Origin of the sequence: Lelliottia sp. JS-SCA-14, assembly GCF_035593345.1 — a bacterium.
Classification (GTDB): Bacteria; Pseudomonadota; Gammaproteobacteria; order Enterobacterales; family Enterobacteriaceae; genus Enterobacter; species Enterobacter wanjuensis.
In genome coordinates, this window is record NZ_CP141606.1 from 372,998 (window position 1) to 394,497 (window position 21,500).

Consider the following 21,500-nt stretch of genomic DNA (forward strand, 5'->3'; position numbering starts at 1 on the left):
GATCAGTGCCTGATAAATGCGCGTGCGATATCTGCGGGAATGGGCGCGCTTGCCCGCACTTCTACCCCGGTAAACAGATAGCGATGGAGATATTTTTTGAGCTGCTCGTGGCTAAAATTCTGATAAAACGCTCGCCCCAACACCTCTACCGGCTTGTGATACAGCTTCGCTTCCAGGCCGACGGTTGAGTTTATGGTGACCACTCGGGAAGAGGCTTTGATCAGATCGAGGGTGTTTTCCTGGGTAATTTTGAATTTGTAGCGTTGCTGCAGTTTGGCAATGTTGACCAGCTCCGATGGCTCCGTTTCCGCCGGGTGAATTTTGACCACCAAATCGCGTTTTTCCTGACGCGCAAGGCGACTGGCGTGCCGGACGGCCTCTTCGTTGCGCAGATCGGCATTGAGCCACAGCTGCGTATCGTATGAGACCTGCAGCGGCAGAAAAATAAAACCACGTTGATGCCCAAGAACCCTGTCCTGAGAAATCTCAGCGATCAGCTTTTCACAAGGGTTGTTGCGCGCCTGCAGCGGCGGCTGGCGTTTTTCAGCTTCGTACCCGATCATCCATTGGGTGTGGAAATCCTCCGGCACGTCGGGCAGCGCATCCAGGCATTTCGGGTTAAGTGCCAGCGCAGAGCGGGCGTTGGAACCCTGCGGATCGATAAACACTTTGTTGGGAAAATTCGACAGTTCGATGTAGCGCGTTGTGATGCTGCGCTGCTGGCAAAAGAGCGTGGCGGGCAGTTCAGCCAGGCCATTTCCTGAGCACAGGATCATTTTCCTCAGGCCGTTCAGCTCTGGTTTGTTCATCAGCTGGAGCAGGATATACAGATAAATGTTCCAACAGCGTTGATACTCCAGCTTCTGAATCAAAAATTCGCGTGATCCACGGATATCGCTATCAATGCGGCTAAAAAGCGAGGGCTTCTGTTGCTGAAAAGCGTCCGGTGTGGGGAGATTCATTTCCCCGGCGATGCGGCACAGAGTGATGTCGCTGAGATTTTCGCTGAGCCACTCCGAGATCGGCTCCCAGGGGGAAATCGCGACAATCGCTTGCTGCTCGTCGGCGGGCAGGGCGTTGATCACGCGGGAATAAAATTGCGCGTTCTCGATGGTTTCCATGTAAAAGCCAATCATCTCACACCTGCCGATAAAGCCAGTTCTCCGGCTCGCCCACGTTAAACAGGTTTTGCAGAACGTCCTGCTGCATCGCCAGCACCATGCCATTGCTGTCGTTCAGGGTTTTGCATTCGGCGGCGATCTGCTCCAGCGAATCCCAGAGCGTGTTGAGCTGTGACTGATTGGCGGCGGGCAGGCGGGTGAAGAGCGTACGCAGGCCGTGCGCGCCGGCGGGGATCCCGAGCTGGGTCAGGAGCTGATAGCGCTGTCGGCTGTTTTCCAGAAGCTGCTCATACACTGTGAAAATGCTGGCGTTCAGCGCCTCCAGTTCCTGCGCGTTGCGCGCGATCAGCAGCTGACGCTGATCCTTCAGCAGGGATTTCAGCTGGCCGTAACGGTTACGGTCATCAACCATCCCCTGGATCAGCGTTTTGACGCTCTGTGCGGCGTTACTCATGTTTACCTCTGATAGTATTGCTCTATCGCGCTGGTCAGGGCATCGAGATCGACGCTGATTTTCCCGCTGGCGATAGCCTCTTTCATGCTGGCGACGCGCGCCATATCGACTTCTGGCATCGTAGCCAGCTGCGTCTGCGCATCTCCGAGAACCGGGTCAATGGCAGTGGTGCGTGCGACTTTCATCTCCTCAGCACCTGCGGTGCGAGTCTGTGCTGTCGCACTGGACTGATTGATCGCGCTCGTCATGGCGTACTGTGGGGATGTCACTTTCATCGCTTACTCCATCTTCTTGTTTGTGCAGGTTGCGTCAGCTATCTGGCGGGCGGAAAAAACCTTTCCGATCTCCTTACCCCTGTAAAGCGACGCGCTGAGGGCGAAACTTAAACCCGGCGTAAAGTTTTTTAATTTTTCGCGCTGAGGTTTGTTCGGACCACGCCCATGTCGCTGACGATGGCGGTCACTTCCCGCTCGCTGCTCTCATTTTTCACTTTGATCATCTCGCCTTTGCGCCCTTTTTTGGTGGCGATCCCCATGGTGCGGGCCTCGACGCCGTCCTGATCGGCAATCATCAGCACCCGCTGACCGCGCTCGACCATCACCGGCGAATCCAGCTGACTCATGCTCAACGGCTGAAGTTCACGCACGCGGCGCTTGAGCGTCAGGCCCACCACGTCGTCGGGATGGGTAATGTATCCGCTGCGCAAGTTGCTGATATTGAACTTCTTCAGGGTGATATCGGAGGGACCGAGCACATGCCCGCGCTCAAGGGTGTTTTTGGCCATCAGCACGGAAAGATAGATATCCGGTTTGACCGTCACCGCCACTTCCCAGCCGTTCGCGCTGTCACAGCGCACGTCAAAGCGCAGCCTGCGCAGATCGAGGCGCTCGCCCGAGGGCATGCTGACCGTCAGCGGCGCGCCACACGGGGCGTATTGCGAGATCTCAGAAGGAATAAACAGATTGAGCTTCGCCTGGTAATCCTCCCAGCGATTGCGCTGCGCTTCCTGGCGAATGGTGTCGGAAGCCGCCTGCTGGACGCGGGTATGCACCTGCTTACGGGCGCTGGCAGGCGTCGGGGGCGCGGCGGCGGAAGTCGCGGCAAAGCACAGTAATGCTGCGGCCAGGGTGAGGCGGAAAAAGCCCTTCCCGTTATGCGGTGCAGATGGTGATAAAACGCTATGAATCATGATGTTATAAACCTGGCACGATAGTTGCTTTAAAGATTGCAGCAACACGGACTATCGGCACTGTCCACCATCACGAAGGAGTGAGTTGTGAGTATTAGTTTTGATAAGGCATTGGGCGTTCATCCGCAAGCTGTAGCACTTCGACTTTCCAGGGCGGAACTGCTTTCAGCAAACCTGGCTAACGTCGATACACCCAATTTCCAGGCTAAAGATATTGATTTTGCCGCGGAGATGCAACGTTCGCAGCGGGATTTCTTTCCAGGCTCGGCGGCGCAGAAGATGTATCGCGTGCCCTATCAGCCCTCCTCGGACGGCAACACCGTCGCGCTGGATGTGGAACAAACAGAGTTTGCTAAAAATGTTCAGGACTACCAGATGAGCCTGGCGTTTTTAAACATGAAATTCACTGGCCTGAAGAAGGCCATTGAAGGCAAGTAATTGAATCAGGTAACGATTAATGGCTTTTACCGATATCTACCGAGTCTCAGGCTCGGCCATGACGGCACAAACCGTCCGCCTGAACACCGTCGCCAGTAACCTCGCCAACGCCGACACCGCGGCGACGGCAGAAGCGGGCGTCTACAAAGCGCGTCGTCCGGTCTTCGCGGCGGTGTACCAGAACGACGAGCTGCTGAACAACAACGGCTTGTCCGGCGCCCGCGTGCAGGTGATGGACGTGGTGGAATCCGGCAATGCGGTGCAGCGGTATGAACCGCATCACCCGATGGCGAACCCGGACGGTTACGTCTGGTATCCCGACATCAACGTGGTGGAAGAGATGGCGGACATGATGTCCGCGTCGCGCAACTTCGAAACCAACGTCGATGTTCTTAACAATGTAAAAAGCATGCAGCAGAGCCTGCTGCGTCTGGGCGAGGCGTAATAGATGAGCGTGAATGGCGTTTCCACTCAATCCGGTACCACCACTTACGACAGCGGTGTATCCGCCAATGACAATAGCGCGGCGGGGATGAACAACCTGTTTATGCAGCTGCTGGTGGCACAAATCCAGAACCAGGATCCGTTGAATCCGACCGACGGCACCGAATACGTCGGCCAGCTCGCGCAGCTGACCCAGGTGCAGTCGATGGAGACCATGTCGAAATTAATGGCCAACAACGCGGTGCTGATGGACAACCTGCAAACCCTGTCGACGGGCAACCTGGTGGGCCAGAAGGTGATGGTTCAGACCGACACCATCAACACCGACGGCAGCACCAACATTGAAGGCCGTCTGACGCTGGATCATGCCGCCAACACCGTCACGGTGATCGTCAAAGACGAAAGCGGCACCGAGACCAAAATCGAGCTGGGCAAACAGGAAGCCGGTTCCGTGGACTTCACTATCGACCCGCAGGAACTGGGGCTGAAAGAGGGCAAGTACACCATGACCGTGATGACCGACAACGAACCGGCCAAAGTGCCGATCGAAGTCGGCGGCGTGGTGAGCAACGTGCGCATCCCGCTCGACGGCACCGCGACCGTGCTCAACATCACCGGCATCGGCGAAGTGGCGTACAACAACATCACCCAGTTTGGTCAATCCAGCGATAAAACCCCTAAGGGATTAACGAGTTAATCAGGAATTACTATGAGCTTTGATATTGCAGTTTCTGGCCTGAATGCCATCAACCAACAGCTTGGGGCGATCTCCAACAACATCGCCAACTCCGGCACCGTGGGCTTTAAATCCGGCCGCGCTGAGTTTGCTTCTTTATATGCCGAAGGCCAGCCGCTGGGCGTGGGCGTCACCGGCGTGGCGCAGAGTATCTCCAAAAGCGGAACCATTTTTGCCTCTGCCAACAGCCTGGATCTGGCGATCAACGGCGACGGCTTCTTTATGATGCGCGACAGCACCGGCACCACCGCCTACACCCGCGCGGGCTATATGCAAACCGACAACAACGGCAACCTGATCAACAACCTGGGCATGTACCTGCAGGGTTATCCGGTCGATGCTAACGGTGTGGTACAGACCGGCACCATCGGCAATCTGACCATCAGCAGCGGCTCGATTCCGGCGAAAGCGACCAGCACTCTCGACTTTACCGCCAACCTGAACGCCAACGAAAAGCTGCCGGAAAACGCCACCTTTGATCCGAAGGACGAAAAATCCTACAACCATACCTACGCCACGCAGGTGTTCGACTCCCTGGGCCGCGAACACACCATGAAGCAGTACTTCGTGAAAACCTCGGACAACGAGTGGGAAGTGCACTACTACATGGACGATCAGGATCTCGGCACCACCGAGAAAATGACCTTCACCGAGCAGGGCGTGTTGCAGGCGCCGACCGGGCCGGTGACCGTTAATGCAGATATTCCTGGCGCGGAAGGCATCGAACTGACCCTGAGCTACAGCGGCACCACCCAGTTCGGCTCTGATTTCTCGGTCAGCAAAAACAGCGGTAACGGCTACGCCTCGGGCGAACGTACCGGGCAGATGATCGACAAAGACGGCAGCGTCTACGCCACCTTCTCCAACGGCGAGCGCCTGTTGCAGGGCCAGCTGGTGCTGGCGAGCTTCTCCAACCCGAACGGCCTCTCGTCCCAGGATGGCACCACCTGGTCGCAAACCGCCAGTTCCGGCACGCCGCTGACGGGCGCACCGGGCACCGGCCTGCTGGGGGCGATCAGCTCCAACACTCTGGAAGGCTCTAACGTCGATCTCACCGCCGAACTGGTCGGGCTGATGACCGCCCAGCGTAACTACCAGGCCAACACCAAAGTGATCAGCACCAACGACAGCATGATGAATTCGCTGTTCCAGGCCCTGTAATGGACCACTTAATTTATACCGCCGTGAGCGGGGCGTCCCGCAGCCTCGCCCAGCAGCAGATCCACGCGAATAACCTGGCGAACGTCAACACCCAGGGTTTTCGTCACGATCTTGACAGCGCGATGTCGCAGCAGATTCAGGGGGAGGGTTATGCCTCCCGTTTTCTGGTGCAACAGCAGCAGGGCGGCGTCGATCTGACGCCGGGCGCGACGCGTGAAACCGGGCGCGATCTTGACGTCGCTGTTAAAGGTAGCGGCCTGATTGCGCTGGTCAGCGGCAACCGCGAGGTCTACACCCGCAACGGCCAGATGGAAGTCGGCCCGGAAGGCGATCTGACCATCGACGGCCTGCCGGTCTCCGGCGACAACGGCCCGATCGTGCTCCCGCCGTTCTCGTCCGTCAGCATCGCCGACGACGGGGTGATCACTATCGTGGCGGACGACGGTGATATTGCCGCGCCGATGGACGTCGACCGCATCAAGCTGGTGGATATCGCCGCTGACCAGTTGAGCAAAAACAGCGCCGGTTTCCTGGTGACCAACGCCAACGTCAATCCGCGTACCGAAGAGGTGGAAGTGGTTTCCGGCCACCTGGAAACCTCGAACGTCTCGGCGATTAACGAGATGGTCTCCAGCATCGCGCTCAACCGTCAGTTCGAAGCGCAAATCAAAATGATGAAGGCGGCAGAAGATCTGGCGACAGCGGGCAATCGCCTGCTGCGTAACGCCTGATTTTTTTCCGCTTAGCGAAAAGGAAAACCCATGAATCCCGCTTTATGGATCAGTAAAACCGGTCTTGCCGCGCAAGACGCGAAGATGAGCGCCATCTCCAACAACCTGGCGAACGTCAACACCACCGGGTTTAAGCGCGATCGCGTGATGTTCGCCGATCTGTTCTATCAGAATCAGCGCACGCCGGGCGGTCAGCTTGACCAGAACAACACCTCGCCGACGGGTATTCAGTTCGGTACTGGCGTCAAAATCGTCGGCACCCAGAAAGAGTTCACCACCGGCAACATCCAGAACACCGGACAGACGCTGGACGTCGCCATCACCGGCCAGGGCTTTTTCCAGGTCGAAACCAGCGACGGCGATATCGCCTACACCCGCGCCGGTAACTTCCAGAAAAACCCGGACGGCCTGCTGACCAACGCTCAGGGCCTGCCGCTGGTGCCGCAGATTGAACTGCCGGACAACGTCAAAGATCTGCAGATCGGCAAAGACGGCACCGTCACCGCGACGGTCGCGGGCGAAGCTGACCCGGTGGAACTGGGACAGATCACCCTGGTGAACTTCGTCAATCCGGCCGGACTGGAAGCCCTCGGCGGCAACCTGTATCGCGAAACCGCCGCCAGCGGTGAAGCGGTGGAAGGCGTGGCGGGCGAAGAGGCATTCGGGCAGCTCGAACAGGGCTCGCTGGAAGGCTCCAACGTTCAGGTCGTGGAAGAGATGGTGGATATGATCACCGTTCAGCGCGCCTACGAGATGAACGCCAAAATGGTCTCGGCGGCGGATGACATGCTCAAATTTGTCACGCAGTCGATGTAACGCGTGAAGTGAAAAAGAAATGAAAAAGCAGTTAGTTATTGGATTTGTTGCGCTGCTGCTGGCCGGGTGTGAAAGCCCGGCGCTGTTAGTGCAAAAAGATGATGCGGCCTACGCGCCGCCAGAAGATTTCTCCATGCCGACCACCAAAGTGCAGGGCGGCGGGCTGTATAACGGCAACTACAACTGGTCCCTGACGCAGGACCGCCGCGCCTATCGCGTGGGCGACATCCTGACGGTGAAACTGGACGAATCCACCCAGGCCAGCAAACAGGCGCGGACCAACTTCGGCAAGAAAAATGACGTCTCGATTGGCGTGCCGGAAGCCTTTGGTCACTCCGTGGATAAGCTCTCCGGCTCCATTGACGGCAGCCGCAATTTCAACGGCAACGCCACCTCCCAGCAGCAAAACAGCCTGCGCGGGGCCATCACCGTGGCGGTCTACAAAGTGCTGCCTAACGGCGTGCTCGCGGTGCGCGGTGAAAAATGGCTGACCCTCAATCAGGGCGATGAATACATGCGCGTCACCGGACTGGTGCGTGCGGAAGACGTGGAGCGCGATAACTCGGTCTCCTCCCAGCGGATCGCCAACGCGCGCATCTCCTACGCCGGACGCGGGGCGCTCAGCGACTCCAACTCCGCAGGCTGGCTGACGCGCTTCTTCAACCATCCGCTATTCCCAATTTAATGGAGTCTGCGATGCGTAAAGCAATGCTATTTCTGATGCTGCTCTGGACGACGGCGGCCAGCGCAGAGCGCCTGGGGAATGTGGTCGATATTCAGGGCGTGCGCGGCAACCAGCTGGTGGGTTACAGCCTGGTGGTCGGCCTCGACGGCACCGGCGATAAAAACCAGGTGAAATTCACTAGCCAGTCGGTGACTAACATGCTGCGCCAGTTTGGCGTCCAGCTGCCGACCAAAATCGATCCGAAAGTGAAAAACGTCGCCGCCGTGGCGATCAGCGCCACGCTTCCGCCGGGCTATGCGCGCGGGCAGAGTATCGACATCACCGTTTCGTCGATTGGCGATGCCAAAAGCCTGCGCGGCGGCACCTTGCTCCTGACGCAGCTGCGCGGGGCCGACGGCGAAGTCTACGCCCTGGCGCAGGGCAACGTGGTGGTCGGCGGCGTGAAAGCCGAAGGCAACAGCGGATCGAGCGTGACCATCAACACCCCAACCGTGGGCCGCGTGCCAAATGGCGGATCCGTCGAGCGCGAAGTGCCATCTGATTTCCAGCAGAACAACCAGGTGATCCTCAACCTCAAACGCCCAAGTTTTAAAACCGCCAACAGCGTGGCCGTGGCCCTGAACAGTGCGTTTGGCTCCGGCACGGCGACCGCGCAGAGCGCCACCAACGTGACGGTCAACGCGCCGCTGTCGGCGGGCGAGCGCGTGGCCTTTATGTCGATGCTGGAAGACGTGCAAATTAATGCGGGCAAACAGCCGCCGCGCGTGGTGTTCAACGCCCGCACCGGCACCGTGGTGATCGGCGACGGCGTGGTGGTGCGCGCTGCGGCGGTGTCTCACGGCAACCTGACCGTGACCATTCGTGAATCCTCGAACGTCAGCCAGCCGGGCGCGTTCAGCCAGGGCCAGACGGTGGTCACGCCGCAAAGCGACGTCGATGTTAATCGCGGCAGCGGTCAGATGGTAACCATCGCGGCGGGCACCAGCCTGCGCAGCATTGTGAACACCATCAACAGCCTCGGCGCGTCGCCAGACGACACCATGGCGATCCTGCAGGCCCTGCACGAAGCGGGCGCGCTCGATGCTGAACTGGTTGTGATTTAAGGAGAGACCATGCTACAGGCGATCAAACCCCAGACCAGCGTTCTGCCCGGCGATTTTACCGGCCAGGTCAAACCGCAGAATCTCGAGCAGGCTGCGGAGCAGTTCGAAGGCATTTTTCTGCGCTCGATGCTCCAGCAAATGCGTAAAGCCTCCGAAGCGCTGGTGGACAACAATCCGTTCGACAGCAAACAGCAGCGCATGATGCGCGATTTTTACGACGACAAGCTGGCATCCCAGCTGGCGTCCCAGCGCAGCACCGGCATCGCCCAGATGATCATCACCCAGCTCGGCCCGCAGGAAAGCGCGCCGCTTAAGAATTCGCAGGGAATGGTCGCTTTACAGGAACATCCGAAGACATTAACGCCCCCCGTCGTTCCGGTAATACGCCGCGGGCAGGAGTAATCCATGAACATGATCAACATTGCCTTTAGCGGCCTGCAGGCAGCGCAGTTTGGGATGAGCGTGACCTCCATGAACATCTCCAACGTGCTGACGCCGGGCTACAGCCGTCAGGGCATTATCCAGAGCTCCGTCACCACCCTGGGGCCGGGCGGCATGTCCGCCGGGGCGGGCGTGCAGGTGGACAGCATCCGCCGCATTTCCGATCAGTACCTGACGGGCCAGGTGTGGCAGAGCAACAGCAAAGCCAACTACTACGGGATCAACAACCAGTATCTCAGCTCGCTGGAGAAGGTGATTGGCACCGACTCCACCAGTCTGGGTAACGGTCTGGATGATTTCTTCTCGGCCTTGAGCGCGTTAACCGCCGGGCCGGAAAGCGAAGCCAACCGCCAGCAGCTGCTGAACCAGGCGCAATCTCTGGCGACCCGTTTCAACAACATGAACGACTTCATCGACAGCCAGAAAACCTCGGTCAGTAATCAGCGCAACACCATGGTCGATCAGATGAACACCCTGACCGCCGGGATCGCCGACTACAACAAGAAAATCATGGAGATGGATTCGACGGGCGGGAACAGCAACGTCCTGCGCGATCAGCGTGACGAGCTGGTGAAACAGCTCAGCACCTATAGCGACGTGAAAGTCACGGAAGACAGCAACGGCAGCTACTCCGTGTCGATGAAAAACGGTCAGCCGCTGGTGAGCGGCAAGGTGGCCGGGCAGCTCAGCGCTACCACCGACGCCAAAGGTAACTCCGTCTTAAACCTGAAGTTTTCCGGCAGCGATTTCTCGCTCAACCCGTCGACCGGCGGCCAGCTCGGCGCGCTGTACGACTACGAAACCGGCGATCTGGCGGATATGCAGGCCTCCGTGCAGGGGATGGCGGAGACCGTCGCCACGCTGTTTAACGATCAGCTGGCGCAGGGCTTCGATAAGAACGGCAATCCGGGCAAACCGCTGTTTACCTTCGATCTGACCAATCCGGCGGGCATGTTGCAGGTCAACGATCTCAAACCTGACGAACTGGCGCTCTCCGGAAATAAGGACGAGCAGGGTAACGGCGACAACCTGCAGGCATTGATCGACCTGAAAAACAAAAAGGTCGATATCGGCGGGATGGGCAACATGAGCCTGAACGAAGGGGCGGCGGCGATCATCTCCAACATCGGTATCGCCAGCAAACAGTCGAAGAGTGAGCTTGAGGCAGCCCAGGCGGTGTTTGACCAGGCGCAGCTGCAGCGCAATAACCTCAGCGCGGTCAACCAGGACGAAGAGGCGATTAACCTGCAGGTTTACATGCAGGCGTATCAGTCCAACGTCAAAGTGATTGCCACCGGCAACCAGATTTTTACCGACCTGTTAGGCCTGTTCTAAGGGTTGTGAAGGAACGAAATTATGCGAATCAGTAGTCTTTATAATTCCGACGCCATGATGGCGCAGCTTGGCGTCAACGGCACCCGTATGAGCAAGCTGATGGAGCAGATGGCGACCCAGAAGCGAATCAACGTCCCGTCGGACGACCCGGTGGCCGCGACCCGTCTGGTGCAGCTCAACCGCGAGCAGTCGGCTATTCAGCAGTATCAGAGCAACATCTCGCGTCTTAGCGGATCGCTGTCCAGCCAGGAAGCGCACGTTACCGCGATGAGCAACCAGCTCCTGTCGCTCAATGACAAACTGCTGGCGGCGGCGAACGGCGACACACACAGCAGCGAAGATATGGTGGGTTTTGGCAACGAGCTGTCGTCGATGCTCGACTCGCTGGTGGCGTCGATCAACGCCCAGAACGAAAACGGTAGCTATCTCTTCTCCGGCACCAAAACGGACGCCAAACCGGTGGTCTGGGATGAGGCGCAGGGGAAATACATTTACCAGGGCAACAACGGCACGCGGGAAACCACGGTCGCCAACGGGGTGAACGTCACCGAAAACACCAACGTCGTGCAGGCGTTTGGTAACGGCACCGATCTGGAGATGCTGAACAAGCTGAAAGCCCTGAGTGAGAAAATGCAGGACCCGAGCATTCCGGTCAGCGACTATCAGGATGAGATGAACGAGATGCTATCCCTTTCGTCTGATACCCGCGACAAAGTGGCGGCGCAGCTGACCGATCTGGGTGGACGCCAGAACCGACTGACCATGCTCGGCGATGCCCATACGGACGTCAGCACCGCCAACGATCAGGTGGTGCGCGACCTGTCGGATACCGACTGGGCGACGACCAGCATCAACCTTCAGCTGTACACCAACTCGGTACAGGTCACTAACAAAGCGTACAGCATGATCAGTCAGCTCTCGCTCTTCAGCATGTTGTAATGGTTATGCAGGTAGGATTAAAAACCACCACCGCCTCCAGCACCGCGTCCGCCGTCCGGACGTCGCCGGGGGCACCGGCGCAAATTACCCGCACCGAGCGCGTGGCGAACACCCCGCGCGCGACGGCGCCATTCCCCGAGGCGGCGCTGCTTTCGCGCCGTCCGATGCGCTATAACGTCCAGCTTAATCAGCAGCTGACGGCGGTTCAGCAGGCGGACAATTATCTGTCAGAAGCCGAGACCCAACTGCTGGTGCTGCGTCATCAGAAAGGTTCAGCCCCGTCGGGCCTGAACACGCTGCTGCATCAGCGCGGACAGCTGTCGGGTGGGACGATCGATCGCAACTTCAACATCACGCTCCAGCAAAAAAGCCAGGTGAACTTCACCCTGCCGGGCGTTGAAAAACTGCTGGAACAGCCGCAGGGCGAGACGCTGGTGTTCCAGCTCGGCGGCGGCCAGCGCGAACTGACAGCCGTGGCGCTGCCTGCAAACTCCTCACCGCGTCAGGTGCTGGCGCATCTCAATGTGGGACTGGGCCGCTTAGGCATTAACGCGACGCTGGCCCCCGAGGGGAAGGTCGCTTTCCAGGTCGACGAAGCCCGCTGGTCGCGCGTCAGCCAGCATCTCAGCGTGCGCGGCGAAGGACAACATTTCCCGGCGGATGCGTTCACCCTGTTGGCTCCGCAGGCGGAAACCAGCCGCGAAGATGAGATTGGTTTGTTAGTCAGTCGCTGGGAGCGTGGCGACGGGAAGAAGTTGCAGCAGACGCTGGACCAGATTACTCGCGAGCGCAGCAAATTACATTTTCATCAGGACCGCGTCGCGACGCGCATTCAGGATATGTCGACGGTTTACACGCCGGGCGAAGCGCTCGAAACGGCGCGCGCGCTGGGAGATGCACTAGCCGGGAGCGGCAAGCAGTTTGGATTGCTGACGCAAGCGCTGGCAGCGCAGGGGAATGTTCATCAGGTGACGGTGAAGAATTTGTTGGGGTGAGGGTTTTCGATAATTTATAGAGCAGGTTGTGGCCTGCTCTTCATTTGCGGTGATTCTGAGTGACAGATCAAAGATCCTAACCATAAGGGCTGAGATCACTACAATACTCAGTGTTAACGTCAGTATTCAGTTTGCTAGAAAAGCCCACTTTTCTTACAGATCTTATCCTGCCAGTTTTTTAAATTTTCATGTGTCGTTAAATCACTAATAATAATATCCCCGGCGCTTTTTATATACTCTGGGTCTTTAACATAAATCTCATACTCATGATTCTGCTCAGGAATAAAAGAAACCCGTTTCTCATAAGTACGATTATTCCCATAATAATCTGCCTCGTTCATACTGCTCATGACCATGAGGCGTTGCCCCGGTTTTATTGCGTATTCCTTTACCTTTTCATTACCAAAGCTACTCGGAGTGTGCATATTTATTTTTTTGGCAGAACCAGCACTGTAATCAGCTGTACTCAACAATGACAGGTGAAAGGCTGATGTCAGTTTTCTGCTTTCAAACTCTTTATAGCAATCACCATCCAACTCATAAAAAACAAGGCTGAGTTTGCCTTTATCCAGGACTCTTATTTTTGCTGCATCGCTCCCTGTATAATCTTCCACTGAGCGCTTCATATCAAGTTGACAACCAGATAATAAAATTACCGAAAATAACGTCAGGTACATATTTACAAACTTCATACATCAACCCTTAAAACTAAGCATATTAATTTGATGGGAATATAAAAATTGCACTTGTCTTCTTGATAGTTTAGATGTACTTCGAATTATACTATTGCGTGATTAAAATTTGTTTCATGATTTTGTTTACTTCATCAAAAGCAAACTTTACGGTTATAATTTAAAGAGAGCGGAAATGAGTCCGCTCTCTTTGGGTTTATGATCAGAATCGATAACCGACACCAATATTAAAACCATTAACTGCATGGTCGTTCGCACCATCATCCAGTTTTGAACCTTCATAACCCACGTCAATGACAAAATTATCCAGCGGGCTGATCTGAACACCGGCTCCATAAACCAGGGATGTGGAATCATGGCTTCCACCATCGACATTACCCATATCAACTAAACCACGAGTGCCTTCGTAATTCTTCCAGTTATAGTTGTAATCAACTTTATTATAGCTGGCACCGAGTAGGGCATAGACGCTAACGATCTCGTTAAAACGCCAGGCCGGGCCTGCAGCCAGCGAGTAATATTTTACGTTCGCATGCAGATCAATTTTATCGCGATCAACGTAATAAGAACTGCTCTCGGAACCTGTCATAAAAGTAAATGAAGTGATAATGCTTAGCGGAGAATCCCACTCATAACGGTATTTCAGGTTCATGCCATTGATGTTTTTGAAACCTTCAACATGAGCCTGTGCATATCCTGCAGTAATAGAACTCTCTGCCTGTACCGCAGCAGAAACGCCCAACGCAGACAGAAAAACGGCGGTTAATACAGAGTATTTCATTGACATACATCATCCTTAATATGAGATAAAAATTTGGTGGGTTCGTCAGTTAATACAGTGGCACCGCCGCACCCAATCCAGTACAACACAAGGCTAATTAAAAATGCAATTATAGTATGCTGTTTTTACCTTAAGCAACCTATCCTTCGACAAGGCTAATAACATTATTCATTGCTGCTAATATCACGGATAACAGGTAGTAGTACAGATCTCATTACAAAACTCTGTTGGCATTACCGATACTTATTTATATGTTTAAAACTTTGGGTAGGGTTGTTCTGCGTTAAGCTTTCCTCCTAAATCTTTCTACAATGCAATGTTACATGACGTTGTATTGTTTTCTGAATGCCCCTCGCATTTTATGAAATCTACACACTTGTCATATACTGTGTTTTTATTCAGTACGATATAATGAACGTACAAAAAAACACGTAAATCAACAATGGTGGAATAACTAAACATATAACCTCGGATTATTAAAAAGCGCGATATGAAAGTGTAACCAGCACCTTCATACCGCTGACCAAAAACAACTAAACGGAGTTGAAAATGGCTACCACAAATATTAAGCCAGAAATCGCTATCGCCAAAACAGATTCTGGAACTTTAGCGAATATTTCCGAAAACCACGAAGTTGCACGCAAAAATGGCGTCTCTGCAAAGGCAGATACAGCTAATCGTATTTCTAAAACCGTACGGCGTATGACGGTGAGTTATGTCAGTGTCCGCCACTACGATCGCCGCACCGAGAAAACCCGGCGCTATACCCGCAGCGCCAGTTTGCGTCTGAACGGGCACTGGATGGAGGAAGCTGGATTTACCACCGGCACGCCGCTGGATGTGCGGGTGATGCCGGGGTGCCTGGTTATTACCACTTTGCCAAAAGAATCCGCATTAATGAAAGTGCTGAGCAAAACTGCTAATTGTTTACCAGAAAAAGAGCAACAGCAGGTTTTGGCATTTTTGCAGGGTGTGACGGCGAAAGTGGCACTTGAAAAAAATTAATTCTCGATAATTAAAAGAGCAGGATCTTTCCTGCTCTTTATTCATAATATTAGAACCGATAATCGGCTCTAATATTAAAATCAGATGCGGTTAGTGGTCTACGCTTTGGCACTAACAAGCAAAAACATCCCAACTGCGAAGGCTGGTATTTGTTTTACTAACTCTATAAGCTAATTTAGCTTTGTAACGATAACATCGTTGGTTTTATCCATGAGTAGCGTGTCTGCCAAAGGCAATGTCCTAATCAACCTTTCTAACGTCCCTCTAGGGAAACGACATTCGTTAAAACTACCTTCGAAATCCAAAGTATAAATTAGCCTTTCTTCACAGCCATCAAATCCTAGCCAGAAATTACACCCATAGTCATACAACTCAGCAACATTTAATGATAATAATTTTTTAGGTGTTCCTTCTGAAAAATCCATTTCTTCCACAGATACATTACCGATATCTTCATGGATTTTTATAAGCCCTGCCTCCAGACTCTCTTTTAATGAAGATATTACGATATAAAGGTCTATAGTAGTCCCTTTACCAGGGATGAGCATGTCATTGATAATGAAGTTAAACATTCCACTCGGAGAACATAAGAAATCCACCTGTTCCACTTGTATTGCGATTTGATAAGGATTGCCAATGATCATTTTATTCCCCCCCTTTATTATAGAATTGGAATTTCAGCATCCGGAACGCAAGTTTTGCCACTAAAATTGCCGCTCACCACACAGTACACCATCTGAAGATACATATGGTGTACTGGCTTATGGCATTGGCAAGAAAAAACATCCCAACCGTGAAGGCTGGGATTACCCTAATTTTTTTAAATGATTATAAAAATCTTCAATATCAATAAAATATTCCCATTCACTATCAGTACCAGACATTGATACTTCATAATTATCTTCTGATTTCCCGATATAAATTTCAGGAATGAGAGTCCCACGAGCTGCAAATCGGAGACAGTGATGGGACCGATAATCAAACATTAGATCAACAATTTCATCATCTTCCACATCAACATTTTCATAAAAATGCCGTATTTTTCTGGCTAATGATCTACCATCTACCCTATCTATAGGTAAATTTGATGATTTAATCTCATGCTCATTTTCTTTGAACCAATCAAGCAATTCAGACAAGTCTACTTTCCCATGGAAAATAGTGGTCGCGTTCCTGTCATTTACAACTGAAAGATCAACCACCTGAAAACCAACCAGTTGTGGTCCTTCAATTAAAGATATGCGCAATTTATTCATGACTATTTTCCTTTAATCATTTTGTTGTACTCAGCTTTACTGATATCACCGCGAGCAAGGAATTCACGTAATACTTTAGGTGGTACCTCTATACCAGGAACTGGATACCCATGCCATCCACCAGCGTTATCAGGCTGAAACTCATACAATTTCCCATCACTCAATCCATACTTTTGTTTTCCGCCCTGGATTGAATTATTTAAAACATCTTGGGCTTGAGAATCACTTAAATCCATCGGTGTTCCCCATCCACCAGGGGCATGTTTGGGACTTGGTACATAATTACTCTTGTCTGATAATAAGTCAGATAGTCCTTATTTTGCTCAGCAATCGGGGTGGTGGTTGTGTTCCCACCAGTTTCAATTACACCGTCAGTGTTCCCAGTATTGGTTATCGGTGTATAGCTGTTCTCTGTGTTGCCAGTGTGGGTGGATTGCCATCTTGGTCAAACTGCTGATCTCCGCCTGTATTTGTTGGCCCCTGTACAGCAATTTGATCACCGCCACTACGATCGCAAGACCGAGATAAACCGGCGCTATACCCGCAGCGCCAGCTTGCGCCTGAACGGCCACTGGATGGAAGAAGCTGGGTTTACCACCGGCACACCGCTGGATGTACGGGTGATGCCGGGGTGTCTGGTTATTACCACCCGCCCGGCGGAAACGTCATTTATGAAAGACCTGAACAAGATCAACCGATTGCCGGAGAAAGAGCAGGAGCAGGTGAGGCGGTTTTTAATGGGAGTGGCGGCTAAGGTGATGCCTGAGTCGGTGTAAGTTAGACAAAGCAAAACCCGTCGGATAGGTCGGGTTTTAAGCTTATCTTTTACTAAAACCCTTTACCCCTAAAAAGAAAGAATATTACCCATCCCCCGCCTAATATTCCACCGCCAACGCCCCCTAATTTGATTGCATAAATAAGTTCACTCCAAGTTATATTAAAATAATCGCCGACAAGCCATAATAATGTTGCAAATGCTAGTTTTGTTATCAACGCAGCTAAAATCATACCAATAATGCATAAGAAAAACATTGAAATACAGATGATGAATCGCCCGGCGATGATTCGAGATGAATAATTCATTTTTTTAATTTTCCAATCGTTTGATCAGCAACTTTGCCACCAAGCTCTGAACCTATCGAACCCCCAATGTCGCCAGCAGTACCTGGAATATTGCTCGGTTTCATACCTTCTCGAATAATATCGTTTCGATTCACTTCTGCATATTTTATCCATGTTTGGTCAAATTTAGGATCCCAGCCATTTGTTACCCATTTCCCTACTGCATTTGTAACTTTCTCGGAACCCCAGGCAACACCCTTTCCAATACCGTATCCTACAGTGGAACCAATGCCATTGGAAACAGCTCCAGAAATTGGATCTTTATCATCTATCCAGTTCCCAAACGCACCGCCAGCAGCATTCCAGCCAACAGTACCCGCCAGACCATTACCCATACTGATAACGTTAACCCAGCCAGCAATCACAGCATTGGCCGGATCTATTGTGCCATCCGCAAGATAGCTTATTCCAGCATTTGCACTTGCCCCCAATCCCCACATAGCCAGTGCTTCTCCAGAGAGCGAAGCCGTCCCGCCCGCAGCAAGAGCAAATGCTACAGCATCTCTTTCATTTTGAGCTTTCTGACAACTGGCAGAACCAGGCGCATCGCCACAGCTCGCCATATCAATTCCGTACTGTTGTATCCATGCAGCCTGCGCATCTTCATTACCTGCAACTAGGTTGTTCTCAATCGCATTCTTCCCGGCGCTCGCCCCGGCAGCTGCTCCCGCAGTATCCCCACCAGCGATCCCCCCCGCCATACCTGACGATATACTTGCCAGCGTACTCAGCGTCTGCTTCTGGTCTTCCGTCAGCTTCGACAGGTCTTTCACATCTGGGTACAGCACGTTACAGCCATTTTTGTCTGTTGTACTTCCTCCACGGAATTTTTGCGCTGTTAAACTTTTTTCACCTGACTACCGCCCATAACGTTATCGTGAGAACGGGCACTGTAAGGAATAACTGATAGCGAGTTCCCGGTCATTTAGGCCGGGAACATCACAATATCTAAATTAGTTCTTCGCCATTTAAAAGCACAATCACATTACTTGCGCCTAACTCCTGCCTGAACAGATCTGCTATTTCAGCAGTATTCAGTTCAGGGAAAGACTTATCATTTACTGAGATCAAAAAATATGACTTTGGTTCTTTTAGGCCAAATTCTTCAGCAATTAATAATTTAGTCTCTTGATTGTACTTTTCAACACAATCATTAATAAGTTCCAGTTCTCGGTAGCTTAAAATCATATGTGGTTCGAACATAAAATACGGACCGTCAAAAAGATAAGCGAACGTTTCCCTCATCATATCCAATCTTTTTTTCAACACATCAATACTTATTGATGTGTAACACACTATATCAATTGACATTTATCCACCTTACTTAATTCGTATTGGTTTTCCAGACTGGTCAATAATAATTACTTTATCTAACCTTTTAATCGGCCAATCACTAAATTGCTTTTTTAAATCACTAACGCTTATTTTTGTATCTGCCAAGTTGATAACAATTAGGCACAGATAAAAATAAGGCCACCACAGGATAGTAACATAAAGAGATAAATTCAGATTATTAAAGAGCGCGATGTAAAGGGGTTAGCGCACCCACCACAAACAGCTAATACGGAGTTGAATATGGCTGACACAAATATTAAGCCAGAAGTCACTATTGCCAAAACAGATTCTGAAACTTTGGCCAATATTTCCAGAAATCGCTAAGCTGTACGCAAATCTGGCATCCAGGCGGCGAAAGAGAAAGCAAAATGTATTTCTAAAAACGTGCGACGCATGACGGTGAGTTATGTCAGCATCCGCCACTACGATCGCAAGACCGAGAGAACCCGACGCTATACCCGCAGCGCCAGTTTGCGTCTGAACGGGCACTGGATGGACGAAGCTGGATTTACCACCGGTACGCCGCTGGATGTGCGGGTTATGCCCGGCTGTCTGGTTATTACCACTTTGCCAAAAGAATCCGCATTAATGAAAGTGATGAGCAAAACTGCTAACGGTTTACCAGAAAAAGAGCAACAGCAGGTTTTGGCATTTTTGCAGGGCGTAACGGCGAAAGTGACGCTTGAAAGCAAGTAAGTTTCGATAATTAGAAGAGCAGGATCTGTCCTGCTCTTAATTTATAAAATTAGAACCGATAACCAATACCAATATTAAAACCATTAACTGCATGATCGTTAGCGCCATCATCCAGTTTTGAACCTTCATAACCCACGTCAATGACAAAATTATCAAGCGGGCTGATCTGAACACCGGCTCCATAAACCAGTGATGTTGAATCATGGCTTCCGCTAACGATATTACCCATGTCTACGTATTCACCAGGTCCTTGATAGTTTTTCCAGTTATAGTTGTAATCAACTTTATTATAGCTGGCTCCGAGCAGGGCGTAGACGCTAACGATCTCGTTAAAACGCCAGGCCGGGCCAGCAACCAGCGAGTAATATTTCACCTTCACATGCCGATCAATTTTATCTCGATCAACGTAATAAGAACTGCTCTCTGAATCCGTCATAAAGGTAAATGATGTGATAACGCTCAACGGAGAATTCCACTCATAACGATATTTTAAATTCATACCGTTAGTGGTGCCAAAACCCTCAACATGAGATTGTGCGTAACCAGCGGTAATAGAATTTTCAGCCTGTACGGCAGCAGAAGCACTTAGCGCAGACAGAAGCGCAGCGATTAATACAGTGTGTTTCATTGACATAAATCATCCTTAATAAGAAAAAATTTATTGTAACTCTTTAAAAATTAGCAATTTTTAGGGCGCTGCATCGTTATAAAATAAAGTGCACCAGTATTCGGTATTTAACATTCGCCACTAAAATGACTATCTATTACGGCAGCATACCCAACCTGCATCTGATAGAAGAGGTTGGGTCCTCAAATCATCGCTGATAAAATAATAACTTCCTATTACTTACCACTTTTTTTTCTGTTGTTTAAGTATTGAAGAAGACAAATAACAAAACTAAGTAGAAAACCTACCCCGATCCCAACAGATAAAATATAATATATATCATCAAGGCTGATGTTAAATGTTTTAGTGCTAAAATAGAAAAAAACCTCGACAGATAGCTTTAGCCCAGCAAACAAGATAGACAGTGTGAACGAATAAACAATAAACAATATTAAAAAAGACATAATGTATTTCATTTTTTAACCTTTTCAATGACGATATTTCCTTTGTCATTAATAAATGTGTTTATTATTTCTTTACTAGAGGCCCCAATATTACCACCAGCACCAATAGCACGCTCAGTTAAGGCAGCAGTTCCAAGCCATTCTCCAACAGCAGGAGCAACCGCTTTACTCAGTACTGGTATCGCCAGAGAAATTGCAGCTATAGTCTCTTTTGGCAAGTTATTCACCATTTGTAATTCATCATAATTATTAATGGTTGGGATGATTCCTGATAAAATTTTTAATACTTATCCTCACCAAGGTATAATGCTTCCTTGAATTTTTTAATTATCATTATCAACCGTTTTGTTATTCTGGTTTTATATACTCCCTGTTAAGTCTATTCGATATTTCAATATCATCGTCTCCGTACTGTTGGATTTTTTACTGAAAACGTCAAAAAAATCAATCATCTCTAAAGTATCACCCAATCCTACAAGTGAGCTTTCTCCCATAAATCCAATATGTTTCATGATTGCTGCCACTTAAACTGAAGAATCGAAGGCTTAATTATGCCGTTGGTTTCTTGAACGATACCCCTGATAATAGATGCTCTGCACTTTGGCTGAATAACAGGTAAAACCACCCGGCTCTGTGGCCGGGGGCTTTTTAGCTTTTTATCGTGAAAGAGATATAAATATTATCACCTTTTAGTTTGCTTAAATGTTCTTTAGCATAACTACAACTTTCAGAATAATCAGACAAATTGCAGTGCCAGTCTGCATAAATATTCTCCATTTTATTATTGTTTTGCTGGTAAACATCCCCCCCAAGTACTGTCCATTTAGCTTCTGAAAACAATTCCAGAGCTTTGTTCGCGACAGACATAGGTAGCACAGCATCATTAATCCCTTTATCTAAAAGGCTTTTCCCACAACGAGAATACAGTTCCAGTATTTGATTGATCATTTATAT

Annotated in this window: 29 protein-coding genes and 1 pseudogene; 15 read left to right on the forward strand and 15 right to left on the reverse strand. The window is 51.1% G+C overall.

What is annotated here, in order from left to right; genetic code table 11:
* Positions 1–2 precede the first annotated feature (2 nt).
* The 4 genes from U9O48_RS01725 to flgA all read right to left on the reverse strand — a co-directional run bounded on the left by U9O48_RS01725 (position 3) and on the right by flgA (position 2,764).
* Complete coding sequence (locus U9O48_RS01725; protein ID WP_324723393.1) at positions 3–1,136, reverse strand: hypothetical protein; 1,134 nt, start codon at positions 1,134–1,136, stop codon at positions 3–5.
* Position 1,137: 1 nt separating this feature from the next.
* A complete protein-coding gene (locus U9O48_RS01730; RefSeq protein WP_282494789.1) occupies positions 1,138–1,575 on the reverse strand; it encodes a flagella synthesis protein FlgN in 438 nt (145 codons plus the stop codon).
* Positions 1,576–1,577: 2 nt separating this feature from the next.
* A complete protein-coding gene (gene flgM, locus U9O48_RS01735) occupies positions 1,578–1,850 on the reverse strand; it encodes a flagellar biosynthesis anti-sigma factor FlgM (RefSeq protein WP_282494788.1) in 273 nt (90 codons plus the stop codon).
* 128 nt (positions 1,851–1,978) lie between these two features.
* Complete coding sequence (gene flgA, locus U9O48_RS01740) at positions 1,979–2,764, reverse strand: flagellar basal body P-ring formation chaperone FlgA (RefSeq protein ID WP_324723394.1); 786 nt, start codon at positions 2,762–2,764, stop codon at positions 1,979–1,981.
* Positions 2,765–2,851: 87 nt separating this feature from the next.
* Between flgA and flgB the strand changes: the two genes are divergently transcribed.
* Genes flgB through U9O48_RS01800 form a run of 12 tightly spaced genes read left to right on the forward strand, consistent with a single transcriptional unit; the run spans position 2,852 to position 12,588 of the window.
* Positions 2,852–3,202 (forward strand): flagellar basal body rod protein FlgB, encoded by a 351-nt coding sequence (gene flgB, locus U9O48_RS01745; protein ID WP_282494786.1) that lies wholly within the window; start codon positions 2,852–2,854, stop codon positions 3,200–3,202.
* A 19-nt stretch (positions 3,203–3,221) separates the two neighbouring features.
* Positions 3,222–3,647 (forward strand): flagellar basal body rod protein FlgC, encoded by a 426-nt coding sequence (gene flgC, locus U9O48_RS01750; RefSeq protein WP_285145934.1) that lies wholly within the window; start codon positions 3,222–3,224, stop codon positions 3,645–3,647.
* Between the two features lie 3 nt (positions 3,648–3,650).
* The gene (flgD, locus tag U9O48_RS01755) at positions 3,651–4,343 is read left to right on the forward strand and encodes a flagellar hook assembly protein FlgD (protein ID WP_282494784.1); all 693 of its coding nucleotides are present in this window, start codon (positions 3,651–3,653) and stop codon (positions 4,341–4,343) included.
* A gap of 12 nt (positions 4,344–4,355) precedes the next feature.
* Positions 4,356–5,543 (forward strand): flagellar hook protein FlgE, encoded by a 1,188-nt coding sequence (flgE, locus tag U9O48_RS01760; protein WP_285157518.1) that lies wholly within the window; start codon positions 4,356–4,358, stop codon positions 5,541–5,543.
* Entirely contained in the window at positions 5,543–6,274 is a 732-nt protein-coding gene (locus U9O48_RS01765) for a flagellar basal body rod protein FlgF (protein ID WP_285145937.1), read from the forward strand. The genes flgE and U9O48_RS01765 overlap by 1 nt, the downstream gene beginning before the upstream one ends.
* A gap of 30 nt (positions 6,275–6,304) precedes the next feature.
* Positions 6,305–7,090: a flagellar basal-body rod protein FlgG gene (gene flgG / locus U9O48_RS01770; protein ID WP_282494781.1), complete on the forward strand. Its 786-nt coding sequence runs from the start codon at positions 6,305–6,307 to the stop codon at positions 7,088–7,090.
* A 19-nt stretch (positions 7,091–7,109) separates the two neighbouring features.
* On the forward strand, positions 7,110–7,775 hold the full coding sequence (flgH, locus tag U9O48_RS01775; protein ID WP_282494780.1) for a flagellar basal body L-ring protein FlgH: 666 nt from the start codon (positions 7,110–7,112) through the stop codon (positions 7,773–7,775).
* A gap of 11 nt (positions 7,776–7,786) precedes the next feature.
* A complete protein-coding gene (locus U9O48_RS01780) occupies positions 7,787–8,878 on the forward strand; it encodes a flagellar basal body P-ring protein FlgI (protein WP_285145939.1) in 1,092 nt (363 codons plus the stop codon).
* A 9-nt stretch (positions 8,879–8,887) separates the two neighbouring features.
* Positions 8,888–9,280 carry a rod-binding protein gene (locus U9O48_RS01785; RefSeq protein ID WP_129036130.1) on the forward strand — a complete coding sequence of 131 codons (393 nt, stop codon included), beginning with the start codon at positions 8,888–8,890 and terminating at the stop codon, positions 9,278–9,280.
* 3 nt (positions 9,281–9,283) lie between these two features.
* Complete coding sequence (flgK, locus tag U9O48_RS01790) at positions 9,284–10,654, forward strand: flagellar hook-associated protein FlgK (protein WP_285150579.1); 1,371 nt, start codon at positions 9,284–9,286, stop codon at positions 10,652–10,654.
* Between the two features lie 21 nt (positions 10,655–10,675).
* Positions 10,676–11,593 (forward strand): flagellar hook-associated protein FlgL, encoded by a 918-nt coding sequence (gene flgL, locus U9O48_RS01795; RefSeq protein WP_285145942.1) that lies wholly within the window; start codon positions 10,676–10,678, stop codon positions 11,591–11,593.
* A complete protein-coding gene (locus tag U9O48_RS01800) occupies positions 11,593–12,588 on the forward strand; it encodes a hypothetical protein (protein ID WP_324723398.1) in 996 nt (331 codons plus the stop codon). The genes flgL and U9O48_RS01800 overlap by 1 nt, the downstream gene beginning before the upstream one ends.
* A 134-nt stretch (positions 12,589–12,722) precedes the next feature.
* On the opposite strand, the gene U9O48_RS01805 is transcribed toward U9O48_RS01800, so the two are convergent.
* A complete protein-coding gene (locus U9O48_RS01805; protein WP_324723399.1) occupies positions 12,723–13,280 on the reverse strand; it encodes a hypothetical protein in 558 nt (185 codons plus the stop codon).
* Positions 13,281–13,482: 202 nt separating this feature from the next.
* Positions 13,483–14,067, reverse strand: a complete 585-nt coding sequence (locus tag U9O48_RS01810; RefSeq protein WP_282494773.1) for an Ail/Lom family outer membrane beta-barrel protein — start codon at positions 14,065–14,067, stop codon at positions 13,483–13,485.
* Between the two features lie 543 nt (positions 14,068–14,610).
* Between U9O48_RS01810 and U9O48_RS01815 the strand changes: the two genes are divergently transcribed.
* Positions 14,611–15,066 (forward strand): SymE family type I addiction module toxin, encoded by a 456-nt coding sequence (locus tag U9O48_RS01815; protein ID WP_324723400.1) that lies wholly within the window; start codon positions 14,611–14,613, stop codon positions 15,064–15,066.
* Between the two features lie 170 nt (positions 15,067–15,236).
* Here the strand turns inward: U9O48_RS01815 and U9O48_RS01820 are convergent, their stop codons facing one another.
* From U9O48_RS01820 to U9O48_RS01830, 3 genes are all read right to left on the reverse strand, one after another.
* Positions 15,237–15,710 (reverse strand): Imm42 family immunity protein, encoded by a 474-nt coding sequence (locus U9O48_RS01820; RefSeq protein ID WP_324723401.1) that lies wholly within the window; start codon positions 15,708–15,710, stop codon positions 15,237–15,239.
* A 162-nt stretch (positions 15,711–15,872) separates the two neighbouring features.
* Positions 15,873–16,322 (reverse strand): hypothetical protein, encoded by a 450-nt coding sequence (locus U9O48_RS01825; protein WP_324723402.1) that lies wholly within the window; start codon positions 16,320–16,322, stop codon positions 15,873–15,875.
* A gap of 2 nt (positions 16,323–16,324) precedes the next feature.
* Positions 16,325–16,558, reverse strand: coding sequence for a hypothetical protein (locus U9O48_RS01830; RefSeq protein ID WP_324723403.1), 234 nt, complete (start codon positions 16,556–16,558; stop codon positions 16,325–16,327).
* A 177-nt stretch (positions 16,559–16,735) separates the two neighbouring features.
* On the opposite strand from U9O48_RS01830, the gene U9O48_RS01835 reads away from it, so the two are divergent.
* On the forward strand, positions 16,736–17,098 hold the full coding sequence (locus U9O48_RS01835; protein WP_324723404.1) for a SymE family type I addiction module toxin: 363 nt from the start codon (positions 16,736–16,738) through the stop codon (positions 17,096–17,098).
* Positions 17,099–17,150: 52 nt separating this feature from the next.
* On the opposite strand, the gene U9O48_RS01840 is transcribed toward U9O48_RS01835, so the two are convergent.
* The 3 genes and pseudogenes from U9O48_RS01840 to U9O48_RS01850 all read right to left on the reverse strand — a co-directional run bounded on the left by U9O48_RS01840 (position 17,151) and on the right by U9O48_RS01850 (position 18,755).
* A complete protein-coding gene (locus U9O48_RS01840; protein ID WP_324723405.1) occupies positions 17,151–17,405 on the reverse strand; it encodes a hypothetical protein in 255 nt (84 codons plus the stop codon).
* Positions 17,402–18,229 (reverse strand): annotated as a pseudogene (locus tag U9O48_RS01845) (VENN motif pre-toxin domain-containing protein); the annotation flags it as partial. The pseudogene U9O48_RS01845 and the gene U9O48_RS01840, both read right to left, overlap by 4 nt.
* A gap of 163 nt (positions 18,230–18,392) precedes the next feature.
* Positions 18,393–18,755: a hypothetical protein gene (locus U9O48_RS01850; RefSeq protein ID WP_324723407.1), complete on the reverse strand. Its 363-nt coding sequence runs from the start codon at positions 18,753–18,755 to the stop codon at positions 18,393–18,395.
* Between the two features lie 417 nt (positions 18,756–19,172).
* Between U9O48_RS01850 and U9O48_RS01855 the strand changes: the two genes are divergently transcribed.
* Positions 19,173–19,475 carry a SymE family type I addiction module toxin gene (locus U9O48_RS01855; protein WP_324723408.1) on the forward strand — a complete coding sequence of 101 codons (303 nt, stop codon included), beginning with the start codon at positions 19,173–19,175 and terminating at the stop codon, positions 19,473–19,475.
* A 49-nt stretch (positions 19,476–19,524) separates the two neighbouring features.
* Here the strand turns inward: U9O48_RS01855 and U9O48_RS01860 are convergent, their stop codons facing one another.
* The 3 genes from U9O48_RS01860 to imm40 all read right to left on the reverse strand — a co-directional run bounded on the left by U9O48_RS01860 (position 19,525) and on the right by imm40 (position 21,494).
* On the reverse strand, positions 19,525–20,109 hold the full coding sequence (locus U9O48_RS01860) for an Ail/Lom family outer membrane beta-barrel protein (protein ID WP_324723410.1): 585 nt from the start codon (positions 20,107–20,109) through the stop codon (positions 19,525–19,527).
* A gap of 445 nt (positions 20,110–20,554) precedes the next feature.
* The gene (locus U9O48_RS01865; RefSeq protein ID WP_324723412.1) at positions 20,555–20,776 is read right to left on the reverse strand and encodes a hypothetical protein; all 222 of its coding nucleotides are present in this window, start codon (positions 20,774–20,776) and stop codon (positions 20,555–20,557) included.
* Positions 20,777–21,194: 418 nt separating this feature from the next.
* Positions 21,195–21,494, reverse strand: a complete 300-nt coding sequence (imm40, locus tag U9O48_RS01870) for an Imm40 family immunity protein (protein WP_324723413.1) — start codon at positions 21,492–21,494, stop codon at positions 21,195–21,197.
* Between the last annotated feature and the right edge of the window lie 6 nt (positions 21,495–21,500).